The sequence below is a fragment of the Inquilinus limosus MP06 genome (assembly GCF_000767795.1).
Classification (GTDB): domain Bacteria; phylum Pseudomonadota; class Alphaproteobacteria; order DSM-16000; family Inquilinaceae; genus Inquilinus; species Inquilinus limosus_E.
Map to the genome: position 1 here is coordinate 1 of NZ_JANX01000163.1, position 11,133 is coordinate 11,133.

The window sequence follows — 11,133 nt, forward strand, 5'->3', positions numbered from 1 at the left end:
GTCGTCGCGCAGCACCGGACGGCCGACACCGCCCTCATCGGCGACCCGGCCGGTCAGCCGCATCGCCGCCAGCACCAGCGCGGCGCAGAGCGCCACCTGCAGCAGCGACAGGGCGACGGCGCGGCCGGGGTCGAAATCGAAGCGCAGCGCCTGGTAGATGGCGATCTCGATGGTGGCCGAGGCCGGGCCGCCGCCCAGCGTCAGCACCACGGCGAAGCTGGTGAAGCACAGCAGGAAGACCAGGGCGGTCAGGCCGGGCAGCTGACGCCGCAGCATCGGCCATTCGACCAGCCGGAACAGGTCGGCGCCGCGCAGCCCCAGCATCGACGCCAGGCGCCAGCTTTCGGCCGGGATGGTGCCCCAGGCCGCCAGCAGCACGCGCACGGCGAAGGGCATGTTGAAGAACACATGCGCCAGCAGGATGCCGGTCAGCCCGTAGATGTTGGGCCGGATCGGCAGGCCGAGCGCCGCGAACAGGTCGGCCACCAGGCCGGAGCGGCCGAACACTGTCAGGATGCCGAAGGCACCGGCCACCGCCGGCACGATCATCGGCAGGCCGAACAGGCGCAGCAGCAGGGTGCGGCCGGGAAAGCGGCGGCGCGACAGGGCGCGGGCGACCGGGATGGCGATGGCGACGCTGATCAGCGCCGACAGCCCGGCCTGCAGCGCGGTGAAGCGCAGCACCGACCACAGATACGGATCGGCCCAGACCGGCAGCAGGTCGAGCTCCGACGCCGCCCGTAGCAGGCCGGTTGCCGCGGTGCCGATCAGCGCCAGGATGGCGAGCAGCGCTAGCAGGCCGGGGAGGGAGGTCATCCGGATGGACCGGCGAATGGCTTTGGCGCCGGCTTCCCCTTCACCCGAAATCGCTGCACGACTTCGGCCTCTCCCTGGGGAGAGGTGAGACTGCGCTGCATGTCCCCTCTCTTTGGGGAGAGGGAGGGGCCCGCCGCGTCGGCGGCGGGAGGGTGAGGGGGTGGCTCGGCCCAAAGGCGCTATCTTACTTGCTGGTCGCCTGCAGCCATTCGGCGATCCAGGCGGCACGGTTGGCCGCGACCTCCTTCGGCGGGTACAGCAGCGCCTTGGCCGGGGCGGGCAGCGCCTTGTAGGCGTCGGGCAGCCCGGCCTTCGGCGTCACCGCCGGGTACATCCATTGGGTGGTCGGCAACTGGTCCTGGAAGGCCGGAGTCAGCATGAAGGCCAGGAACTTGTCGGCCAGCTCCGGATGCTTCGAGGAGGCGAGCTTGGCCGCGACCTCGACCTGCAGGTAGTTGCCTTCGCTGAACACTGCGGCGCCGACATTGCTGTCGTTCTCGGCGATCACGTGATAGGGCGGCGAGGTGATGTAGCTGAAGGTCATCGGCACCTCCCCCTTGCGGAACAGGCCGTAGCTCTCGCTCCAGCCCGGGGTGACGGTGAGGATTCTCGGCTTCAGCTTGGCCCAGGCCTCCGGCGCCTTGTCGCCATACACCTGCTTGACCCAGAGCAGCAGGCCGAGGCCCGGCGTGCTGGTGCGCGGGTCCTGGATGGTCAGTTCCAGGTCGCTGTTCTCGACGAGATCGTGCAGGCTCTTGGGCGGGTTCGGCACCTTGGTCTTGTCGTAGACGAAGGCGAAGTAGCTCCAGTCGAACGGCACGAAGACCGGGTCGGTCCAGGCCACCGGCAGCGACAGACCGTCCAGCTTCTGGCCATGCGGCGCGAACAGGCCGGTCGCGGTCGCCTCGGCGGTCAGGTTGGTGTCGAGGCCCAGGACGATATCGGCCTGGCTCGCCTTGCCCTCCAGCTTCAGCCGCGACAACAGGGCGACGCCGTCCTCGACCGAAGTGAACTCGACGGTGCAGCCGCATTCGGCCTCGAAGGCCTTCTTCACCTGCGGCCCCGGGCCCCAGTCGGCGGTGAAGGATTCGTAGGTGTAGACCTTCAGCACCGGAGTCTCGGCCAGGGCCGTGCCGGCGAGGGCGGAGGTCAGGGCCGTCAGCAGGACGGCGGCAGTCAGGCGCATCACGGTTCCTCCGCAGGGGTCGAAGCGGAGGCGGAGAGGGGACGGTGCCGAGGCCTGAGGCGTCGTCTCGCGCTCCCTCCGCCGGCATGACCCGGATCAGGTTCGTCGGGTTGGCGCTGACGCGCCTCTCAGCCCTCGCGGGCACCCCGGCAAGACGGGCGCATCATCGGGGCGCGTGACCGGCCTGTCAACGCAGGCCCGTTTGGTTGGAGCGACCATTTGGAGGTCTTGTAGCAAGGCATCCGATAGCACATGTCTCCTGCGCAGCCGGGGAGGAGCCTATGAACGAGCGCGGACTTGTGACCCTGCTCAAGACGATGAAGCCGCTGAGCGAGGATTTCCCGGAGATCGACGATCCCGCGCTGGAGCCGGAGATCATTTTGTCGAAGACGACGCTCCTGATGACACCGGCTCCGCGGCACGGTAAAATTACAAAATTAACGTTAATTGGAGGTAGAAATGGCCGGACCGCTCGCGATTGGTGAGGACGCGCCCGATTTCGAAGTCGAGACCACCGAGGGGCGGATCCGCTTCCATGACTGGCTCGGCTCATCCTGGGGCGTGCTGTTCTCGCATCCCAAGGACTTCACCCCGGTCTGCACCACCGAGCTCGGCGCCGTCGCCAGGCTGAAGCCGGAGTTCGACCGCCGCGACGTCAAGGTCATCGGCCTCAGCGCCGACCCGGTCGACCGGCATGCCGCCTGGGCCCAGGACATCAAGGAGACCCAGGGTTACGCCCCGAACTTCCCGGTGATCGCCGATTCCGAGCTGGTCGTCTCCAAGCTCTACGGCATGCTGCCGGCCGATGCCGGCACCACGTCGGAGGGCCGCACCGCGGTCAACAACCAGACCGTGCGCAACGTCTACGTCGTCGGGCCGGACAAGAAGATCAAGCTGGTGATCTCCTATCCGATGACCACGGGACGGAACTTCGACGAGATCCTGCGGGTGATCGATTCGCTGCAGCTGACCTCCAAGCACAAGGTCGCCACCCCGGCCGACTGGAAGAACGGCGAGGACGTGATCATCGTCACCTCCGTCTCCGACGAGGAGGCCAAGCAGAAGTTCCCGGCCGGCTTCAAGACCCTCAAGCCCTATCTCCGCACCGTCGCCCAGCCGCGCGACTGATGTCCGGATCCCCGGGCTCAATCGAGCCCGGGGACGCTCTTCTCCGGCACCAGCCAGCCGGAATTCGGTCGCAGCCGGTAGACGACGCGGCCGATGACGTTCCCTATCGGGACCGGGCCGAAATCGGGCGAGCGGCTGTCCAGCGAATTGTCACGGTTGTCGCCCAGCACGAAGACCGCGTCCGGCGGCACCACCCGCTCGGGAACGTCGTCGAACATCTGGGTGCCCAACATCTCGGCGATCTGATACGGACGGGCGCCACCCGGCACTTCCTCATAGATCGCGGCCGGCATCGACCGATAGGACAGGACCAGCTCGGCCCGCCCCTTCGGGTGCCGCTCCACGATCTTGCCGTTCAGCACCAACCGCCCGCCCTTCAGCGCGACCCGGTCGCCCGGCAGGCCGATCACCCGCTTGACGTAGACCGTGTCCGGGCCTGGCGGCCGGAAGACGATGATGTCGCCGCGGCCGGGCAGGGTGCCGGCGGTGCGGAGATCGGCCAGAACGACATCCCCCTTCTCCAGTGTCGGCAACATCGATGAGCTGGCCATCGCATAGCTCTTCGCCGAGATGCCGGCGGCCAGGAAGCGGGCAACCATGCCGGCGCCGTCCAGCCAGTCGCCGAGCGTCGCCGCCATGGCTGCCCGCCCAGCCGAGAGGGCCAGCAGGGCGCTGCCCGCCAGCCCGATCGCCTCGCGCCGACGTATCGTCAATTCAGCAGATCCTTCGCCATCATCATGTGCACGCCCTTGCAGCCATTCACCGTCTGGGTGATGCGCAGGTCGCCGGCCAGGCTGCACAGGGTATAGGCGTCGTGGCGCGACAGGCCGGCCACCTCGCCCAGCAGCACGATCATGTCGCGCAGCGCCATCTCGGCGCAGCGGTCGAGGTCCGGGTCCATGCCCATGGTGATGTGGTGGGTCGGCGTCTCGGCGCGAGGATAGGGGAAGCTGAGGTCCTCGCGCACGATCAACTGGAAGGTGCCCTGCAGCGCCGTCTCGATCGCGGTGATGCAGACTTCGCCGTCGCCCTGGGCGCCATGGCCGTCGCCGCAGGAGAACAGGGCGCCGTCGTTGAACACCGGCAGGTAGAGCGTGGTGCCGGCCACCAGCTCCTTGTTGTCGATGTTGCCGGCATGGGCGCGCGGCTGGATCGAGCTGATCCGACCCCAGCCCTTCGGCGGCGCCACGCCCATGACGCCGAAGAACGGGTTCAGCGGCAGGTCCAGCCCCCAGGGCAGCCGGGCGGTGCCGCGTGCCGCATCGAGCGGGATGTGCAGCAGCCGCGATTCCTCGAAGTCGTAGGGCAGGGTGCCGGCCAGCGGGCGGATGACGTTGTAGCCCCAGTCCTGGCGCAGCGAGACGTCGAGGATCCGCACCTCCAGCACCTGGCCGGGCCGGGCGCCGCGGACCGCGACCGGGCCGGTCAGGATGTGGCCGGGCGTCGACCGGTCGCAGCGCTCGTGGATCTCGTACAGCTCGGGCGGGATGTGGAAGCCGCCCTTCGGCAGCACCTCCGGCCCGCCGGTCACGGTGTCGATGACGACCGTGTCGCCGCTGTCGACCGTCAGCACCGGCTCGCGCGCGGCGTCGAAATAGCCCCAGCCGCAGGTCTCGGCGGACGCGGGCACGTGGTGTCGCGGCATGGTCGGCTCCCCTCCGATGGAGCCGACACGCTCGGACGTTTCCGCCGCCGGATCAACCCTTGACCGCGCCGGCGGTCAGTCCCTGCACCAGGTAGCGTTGGATCACGGCGAAGAAGATGCAGACCGGGATCAGCGCCAGCACCGAGGCCGCGGTCATCTGGCCCCAGTCGACGCCGAACTTGGCGACGAAGGTCAGCAGGCCGACGGCGAAGGTCTTCTGGCTGTCGGAGTTGATCAGCATCAGCGCGAACAAGAGCTCGCTCCACGCCGCGGTGAAGACGAAGCCCAGCGTCGCGCCCATGCCCGGCAGGGTCAGCGGCAGCACCACCCGGCGCAGCGCCTGGAAGCGGTTGCAGCCGTCGATCATCGCCGCCTCCTCCAGATCCTTCGGGATGGCGTCGAAGAAGGACTGCATCAGGAAGGTGGCGAAGGCGACGTTGAAGGCGCTGTAGATGACGATCAGCCCCATCAGGTTGTTGGTCAGACCCAGCGGCGCCATCAGGCGGTAGACCGGCGGGATGATCATCACCAGCGGAAAGGTCTGGGTCAGCAGCAGCACGAACATCACCACCGGCTTGGCCTTGAAGCGGAAGCGCGAGAAGGCGTAGCCGGAGGCCGAGGCGCAGAGCGTGACCACCGCCGCCGTGGCGACCGAGACGATGACGCTGTTCAGGAAGTAGCGCGGGAAGTTGCTGGCGGTCAGCACCGAGCCGAAATTCGCCAGCGTCCATTCCGACGGCCAGAAGGTGATGCCCTCGGAGAACAGAAGCTGGGTCGGCGTGACCGAGATCTTGACCAGCCAGTACAGCGGGAACAGCGCGAACAGCAGGTAGGCGCCGATGCCGAGATAGAAGCCGGTGCCGCTGGCGGCGCGGCCGAGGGGCGAGCGTCCGACGATGGTCATGGTCTCATTGCCCCGCGAGCAGGCTCTTGCGCATCCGGATCAGGATGCCGGCATAGAGCAGGAGGAGAAGCAGCAGCACCGTCGCCACGGCCGAGGCGTAGCCGAAGTTCAGCCGGGTGAAGGCCTGGCTGAAGATGTAGGTCGACAGGATGTTGGTGGCGTTGGCCGGGCCGCCATTGGTCATCACCCAGATCAGGTCGGCGAAGGTGGCGATCCAGATCGTGCGCAGCAGCACGGTGATGGCGATGGTCGGGGCCAGGAACGGGATGGTGATCTTCGCGAAGCGCTGCCAGGCCGTGGCGCCGTCGATCGCCGCCGCCTCGTAGAAATCGGCCGGAATCGCCTGCAGCGCGGCCAGGAGCGTGATGGCGAAGAACGGGATGCCGAACCAGATGTTGGCCAGGATCGGGCCCCACATCGCCAGGTCGGGGTCGGACAGGATGTTCGACGGCTCCGACAGCAGGCCGAGGCCGGCCATCCAGTAGGGCAGGGGCCCGACCACCGGGTTGAACAGCCAGGCGAAGACCAGGCCGGACAGGAAGGTCGGCACCGCCCAGGGCAGGAACACCAGGGCCTGCACCACCCGCTTGCCGCGGAACGGCCGGTTCAGCAGCAGCGCCAGGCCGAGGCCGCCGGAGAACTGGAACACCAGGCTGCCGACGGTCCACCAGACGGTGTTCTTCAACGCCCGCCAGAAATTGGCGTCGCCGAGCAGCGTCTCGAAGTTCTTCAGCCCGATCCAAGTCGGCTTCCCGAACGGCCCGAAATTCTGGAAGGCATAGGACAGCCCGACGATCAGCGGCACCAGCATGCTGAGCGTCAGCAGGATGATGGCCGGGCTGAGATAGAGCCAGGGCTCCAGCGCATTGCCCAGCGCGCGGCGGAAGGATCCCGGGCGGGTGCCCGGGATCGCGTGGGTTACGGTCATCTAAACCATCGCATGTCTGACTCCGTCATGGCGAGGCGCGGAGCGCCGTGGCCATCCAGGGGCCGGTGCGAGCTGCCCTGGATGGCCACGCCCCTTCGGGGCTCGCCATGACGGCTTGGGATTGGCCGCGGACCGATATGAACCGCTGCCCGCGTCACTTCTTGCTGGCCAGGAACTTCTGCTGCGCGGTGGTCAGGTAGTCGGCCCATTCCTTGGCGACGTCGGCCGACTGCTTCTGGCCCAGCAGGGCCTCCTGGAAGCTCTGCACCGACATGACGTCGAAGAAGTAGCCGAACTCCTCGAGATGGGCCGGCCAGGGGAGCGGCTGCCACTGCGGGTCGTTCAGCTCCTGGAACCAGCCGGCATAGCGCTCGCCGGCGAAATGCTCGTTCTTCTCGGCGCCCTTGTGGATCGGCAGCACGCCGACGAACTTGGCCCATTCCAGGTTCTGGTCGTTGTCGAGCAGGAAGGACATCAGCTTCCAGCTCTCCTCCTTGTGCTCGCTGTTGGCGAACATCGACCAGCCGGCATAGCCGATCGAGGGGTAGGCGTGGCCGCCGGGCCCGAGCGGCATCGGCGCCACGGCGAAATCCTCGGGCTTCATGTGGTCGAGAATGCCGATCATCGCGTCCGGGTCGTTGTCCAGCATCGCGCAGGTGCCGGAGTAGAAGCCGGTGACGGTCTCGTTGAAGCCCCAGTTCAGGCTGTCCTTCGGCGCTCCGCCGGCCTTGTACAGGTCGACCAGGAACTGCATGCCCTTGGCCGCGTCGGCATCGGCGAAGGTCGAGGTGCCGTCGTCGTTGAAGAACTTGCCCTTGCCGTCCATGGTCAGCATGAAGAAGGCGGTGCCGCCAGTGCCGCCCTTGCCGCCGCGCAGGCAATAGCCGGCCTTGCCGCCGCCCAGCGCCGCGATCTTCTTCGACACCTCCATGAACTCGTCCAGCGTCTTCGGCGGGGCCGCGACGCCGGCTTCCTGGAACAGCTTCTTGTTCCAGTACAGGCCGCGCAGATAGAAGCCGTAGGGCACCATGTAGGGGGTGTCGTTCACGGTCTTCGAGAACTGCACCGCCCGGTCGTTCAGCGTCGACGCCTCGTCCCATTTGGCGATGTAGGACGACAGGTCCTCGAGCTGGCCGTTGTTGGCGTAGAGCGACATCCAGCGCTCCGGCATCTCGGCGATGTCCGGGGTCTCTCCGGCCTGCACCATGGTCAGGAACTTCTCGAACGCCTCGCCCCAGGGCAGCGAGACGATCTCGACATGCACGCCCGGGTTCGCGGCCTCGAACTTGCTGATCTGGCCCTTCAGGAACTCGGTGCGCTGCGGGCTGGTGATGACCTCGACCAGCTTCAGATTGGTGTCGGCCAGCGCCGGGCCGGTGAAGGCGATCGCGGCCAGGCCGGCCAGGAGCATCAGACGTTTCATTTTTGCCTCCCTGTTTGAAGAGCGAAGTGTCAGTTCACGGAGCCTGCGAGCGCGCGCTCGAGATCCGCCCACAGGTCCTCGGTGTCCTCCAGCCCGACGGCCAGGCGGACGATGCGCGGCGTCACCCCGAAGGCTGACATCGAGTTCGGCCCCTGGGCCTGGCGCAGCGAGGCGCGGGCCGGGACCACCAGGCTCTCATGCCCGCCCCAGCTGACGCCGAGCTTGAACAGGCGCAGCGCGTCGACCAGCCGCGGCACGTCGACAGTCTCCTCGACCTCGAAGGAGAACAGGCCGCTATGGCCGGTCAGCGTGGCGCCGCCGGGGTGGTTGGAGAAGGCGGGGTGCAGCACGCGCGTGACCAGCGGGTGGTCGGCCAGGCGGCGGGCGATGGCCAGCCCGCTCTCCTGGTGCTGGCGCATCCTGAGCGGCAGGGTGCGCATGCCGCGCACCAAGAGCCAGGCCTCGAAGGGCGACAGCTTGCCGCCGAGATAGGGATACGCCAGGTCGTTGACTCGGGCGATGCGCTCGGCCGACCCGGCGATCACCCCGGCCACCGTGTCGCTGTGGCCCGACAGGTATTTCGAGGCGGAATGCACCACCAGGTCGACGCCGTGCCTGATCGGCTGCTGGAACAGCGGCGTGGCCCAGGAATTGTCGATGATCGTGGCGGCGCCATGGGCCTTGGCCAGGGCCGCCAGCCGCCCGATCTCCTGCAGCTCGAACATCATCGAGGTCGGGTTCTCGAGATACAGCAGCTTGGCCCCGGGCAATGCCGCCTCGACCGCCGCCAGGTCGCCGGCATCGACATAGTCGACGGTGATGCCCAGCCGCGGCATCAGCTTCTCGAACAGCCGATAGGCATCGCCATAGACATGGCGGGTGCACAGGATGCGGTCGCCGGACCCGGCGATGCTGAGCACGGCGGAGCTGATCGCCGCCATGCCGCTGGCTGTGCCGCGTGCGGCCTCGGCCCCCTCCAGCGCCGCCACCTTGCGCTCGAACTCCTGCACCGTCGGGTTGTCGCCGCGGGAATAGATCGGGCGCTTCACCTGGCCGGAGAACGCCGCCTCCATTTCCGCATAGCTGGCAAAGGTGAACAGCGAGGTCTGGTAGATCGGCGGCACCACGGCGCCGGCCGGGAAGCTATCGTCATGCGCCAGGGTCGTGGAGGCGGCGTAGGCCTCGGGGGCGGGGAAATCGTCGGTCATCGGGTCCGTCTGCGGTCGGCGTCTCGGATATCCTCATCGACCATGTCGATGATGGTCAGTGCGGCGGCGCGTGCGCCGTCCGGGTCGCGCCGGACGATCGCGTCATACATCACGCGGTGATAGGGGAAGGTGCGGCCGGCGAAATCCGGCATGTCCAGCGGGTTCTCCCAGAAGCGGTGGAAGGCGTCCCGCATGCTGGCCAGGATCTGCTCGAAGATCGGGTTCTCGGTGGCGCGGAAGATCGACTGGTGGAACTCCCAGTCCTGCTCCGGCGCGTCGCCGTATTTGGTGTGGTGCGCTTCCATGATGTCGAGGCGGCGGCCGATCTCGGCGATCTGCGCCTCGGTCGCGCGGCGGGCGCAGATCGCCGCGGCCTCGCCCTCCAGCGCCCGCCGCACCTCCAGCGTGTGCAGCAGCGTGTCGACGTCCGAGGCGCGGTCGATGGTCAGCGGCATGTGGATGCTGGCGGTCGACACCGCGACCTTCAGATAGGTGCCGCTGCCCTTGCGCATCTCGACGATGCCCAGCCCCTCCCAGCGCTTCAGCGCCTCGCGGATGGTGGAGCGGCTGACCTGCAGCTGCTCCGCCAGCTCGCGCTCGGGCGGCAGCCGCTCGCCGGGCTTGATGCCGGCGCGCTCGACATGCTCCGCGATCGCCGCCAACGCCGCCTCGTCACGCGTCGGCGTGCGGACCGGCAGCAAAGCGGGGCGGAGGCGGCCGGACATCGGCGGCGGAGGACCCAGAATTGGTCTGACATCTGGACCACTTTGATCGAATGCATTGTATGCCGTCAATATCGGTTTGCCGTCGCCGCGGCCGCGGTTACAAATCGCAACATCGTTGCGGGGTGAGCGGAATGCGCGTGCGGTCATGGGGCTGGGTCGGGGTCGTCTGGGCCCTGCTGTCCTGCGGCGCCGCCGACGCCGCGCCGGGCAGGGACGAGACGGTCGAGCAGGCGGTGTGCCGGCTGATCGAGCAGTCGGCCGCCGCCGAGAACCTGCCGCTGGAGTTCTTCACCCGGCTGATCTGGAAGGAAAGCCGGTTCCGGCCGCGCGCGGTCAGCCCCAAGGGCGCGCAGGGCGTGGCCCAGTTCATGCCCGGCACCGCCAAGCTGCGCGACCTGGAGGACCCGTTCGACCCGGAGACGGCGCTGCCGGCCTCCGCCGCCTTCCTGGCCGAGCTGCGCGATCAGTTCGGCAATCTCGGCCTCGCCGCCGCCGGCTACAATGCCGGACCGAACCGGGTCGAGAGCTGGATCGGCGGCCGCGGCTTCCTGCCGCTGGAGACCGAGGACTACGTGCTGTTCGTCACCAAGCGCCCGGCCGATGACTGGGTGCCGAAGCCGGGCGGCACAGTCCCCGGCTTCGACGGCAGCGACAAGCCCTGCCTGGAGATCCTGGCGTCGCTGAAGACCGAGGCGGACCGGGACGAGCTGGTATCGCCGACCGCGCCCTGGCACGTGCAGATCGCCGGCAACTTCTCCAAGGGCCGGGCGCTGGCCTCCTACAACCGCGTCCGTCGCCGCTTTCCGCAGCTGATGGCAGAGATCCAGCCGATGATCGTCGGCACCCGCATGCTGAGCATGGGCACGCGGCGCTTCTACCGGGTCAGCGTGCCGGCGCAGAGCCGGGCCGAGGGCAACCAGTTCTGCAGCCGCCTGCGCCGGGCCGGCGGCGCCTGCATCGTCCTACGCAACTGAGCGGGGCTTGAAGAAGCCCTATTTCGCGCCGATCCTCACTCCACTGCCTGCGACGGAGGATGCCATGCGGTTCCCGAAATGCCTGATCGTGGTCGCGCTTGCCGCGTCGGTCGCGTCCTGCCAGTTCGACAGCGCGCCGAACACGATCGGCGGGGCGGCCGCCGGCGGCCTGGCCGGGGCCGGCATCGGCGCCCTG

Annotated in this window: 12 protein-coding genes and 1 riboswitch; of the genes, 3 read left to right on the plus strand and 9 right to left on the minus strand. The window is 68.2% G+C overall.

Annotated elements, in window-relative coordinates:
* Both P409_RS14730 and thiB read right to left on the minus strand, forming a co-directional pair.
* Positions 1-816, minus strand: an 816-nt coding sequence (locus tag P409_RS14730) for an ABC transporter permease family protein (RefSeq protein ID WP_152613384.1), incomplete at its 3' end; no start/stop codon positions are given.
* A gap of 184 nt (positions 817-1,000) precedes the next feature.
* Positions 1,001-2,002, minus strand: coding sequence for a thiamine ABC transporter substrate binding subunit (thiB, locus tag P409_RS14735; RefSeq protein WP_034838065.1), 1,002 nt, complete (start codon positions 2,000-2,002; stop codon positions 1,001-1,003).
* 56 nt (positions 2,003-2,058) lie between these two features.
* Positions 2,059-2,161: riboswitch (TPP riboswitch) on the minus strand.
* Positions 2,162-2,283: 122 nt separating this feature from the next.
* On the opposite strand from thiB, the gene P409_RS37965 reads away from it, so the two are divergent.
* Together P409_RS37965 and P409_RS14740 are read left to right on the plus strand one after the other, a co-directional pair.
* On the plus strand, positions 2,284-2,487 hold the full coding sequence (locus tag P409_RS37965) for a hypothetical protein (RefSeq protein WP_152613385.1): 204 nt from the start codon (positions 2,284-2,286) through the stop codon (positions 2,485-2,487).
* Positions 2,462-3,130 (plus strand): peroxiredoxin, encoded by a 669-nt coding sequence (locus P409_RS14740; RefSeq protein ID WP_034838068.1) that lies wholly within the window; start codon positions 2,462-2,464, stop codon positions 3,128-3,130. The genes P409_RS37965 and P409_RS14740 overlap by 26 nt, the downstream gene beginning before the upstream one ends.
* Before the next feature lie 17 nt (positions 3,131-3,147).
* Here the strand turns inward: P409_RS14740 and lepB are convergent, their stop codons facing one another.
* The 7 genes from lepB to P409_RS14775 form a co-directional block, all read right to left on the minus strand.
* Positions 3,148-3,843, minus strand: coding sequence for a signal peptidase I (gene lepB / locus P409_RS14745; RefSeq protein WP_052120643.1), 696 nt, complete (start codon positions 3,841-3,843; stop codon positions 3,148-3,150).
* Positions 3,840-4,775 (minus strand): acetamidase/formamidase family protein, encoded by a 936-nt coding sequence (locus P409_RS14750; protein ID WP_034838072.1) that lies wholly within the window; start codon positions 4,773-4,775, stop codon positions 3,840-3,842. Before P409_RS14750 ends, lepB begins: the two co-directional genes overlap by 4 nt.
* Positions 4,776-4,827: 52 nt before the next feature.
* Positions 4,828-5,679 (minus strand): carbohydrate ABC transporter permease, encoded by an 852-nt coding sequence (locus P409_RS14755; protein ID WP_034838076.1) that lies wholly within the window; start codon positions 5,677-5,679, stop codon positions 4,828-4,830.
* A 4-nt stretch (positions 5,680-5,683) separates the two neighbouring features.
* A complete protein-coding gene (locus P409_RS14760; RefSeq protein ID WP_034838079.1) occupies positions 5,684-6,607 on the minus strand; it encodes a carbohydrate ABC transporter permease in 924 nt (307 codons plus the stop codon).
* Between the two features lie 154 nt (positions 6,608-6,761).
* On the minus strand, positions 6,762-8,030 hold the full coding sequence (locus P409_RS14765) for an ABC transporter substrate-binding protein (RefSeq protein ID WP_034838082.1): 1,269 nt from the start codon (positions 8,028-8,030) through the stop codon (positions 6,762-6,764).
* A gap of 29 nt (positions 8,031-8,059) precedes the next feature.
* Positions 8,060-9,238: a PLP-dependent transferase gene (locus tag P409_RS14770; RefSeq protein WP_034838085.1), complete on the minus strand. Its 1,179-nt coding sequence runs from the start codon at positions 9,236-9,238 to the stop codon at positions 8,060-8,062.
* Positions 9,235-9,900: a FadR/GntR family transcriptional regulator gene (locus P409_RS14775; RefSeq protein ID WP_202964672.1), complete on the minus strand. Its 666-nt coding sequence runs from the start codon at positions 9,898-9,900 to the stop codon at positions 9,235-9,237. Before P409_RS14775 ends, P409_RS14770 begins: the two co-directional genes overlap by 4 nt.
* A gap of 194 nt (positions 9,901-10,094) precedes the next feature.
* On the opposite strand from P409_RS14775, the gene P409_RS14780 reads away from it, so the two are divergent.
* On the plus strand, positions 10,095-10,937 hold the full coding sequence (locus P409_RS14780; RefSeq protein ID WP_052120645.1) for a lytic transglycosylase domain-containing protein: 843 nt from the start codon (positions 10,095-10,097) through the stop codon (positions 10,935-10,937).
* The last annotated feature ends 196 nt before the right edge of the window (positions 10,938-11,133 follow it).

Excerpts from the sequence above, each read along its gene's own strand:
- P409_RS14755 (WP_034838076.1), bottom strand. The coding sequence starts at position 5,679 with ATGACCATCGTCGGACGCTCGCCCCTCGGCCGCGCCGCCAGCGGCACC.
- thiB (WP_034838065.1), bottom strand. The coding sequence starts at position 2,002 with ATGCGCCTGACTGCCGCCGTCCTGCTGACGGCCCTGACCTCCGCCCTC.
- P409_RS14740 (WP_034838068.1), top strand. The coding sequence starts at position 2,462 with ATGGCCGGACCGCTCGCGATTGGTGAGGACGCGCCCGATTTCGAAGTC.
- P409_RS14760 (WP_034838079.1), bottom strand. The coding sequence starts at position 6,607 with ATGACCGTAACCCACGCGATCCCGGGCACCCGCCCGGGATCCTTCCGC.
- P409_RS14780 (WP_052120645.1), top strand. The coding sequence starts at position 10,095 with ATGCGCGTGCGGTCATGGGGCTGGGTCGGGGTCGTCTGGGCCCTGCTG.
- P409_RS37965 (WP_152613385.1), top strand. The coding sequence starts at position 2,284 with ATGAACGAGCGCGGACTTGTGACCCTGCTCAAGACGATGAAGCCGCTG.
- P409_RS14765 (WP_034838082.1), bottom strand. The coding sequence starts at position 8,030 with ATGAAACGTCTGATGCTCCTGGCCGGCCTGGCCGCGATCGCCTTCACC.
- P409_RS14770 (WP_034838085.1), bottom strand. The coding sequence starts at position 9,238 with ATGACCGACGATTTCCCCGCCCCCGAGGCCTACGCCGCCTCCACGACC.
- P409_RS14750 (WP_034838072.1), bottom strand. The coding sequence starts at position 4,775 with ATGCCGCGACACCACGTGCCCGCGTCCGCCGAGACCTGCGGCTGGGGC.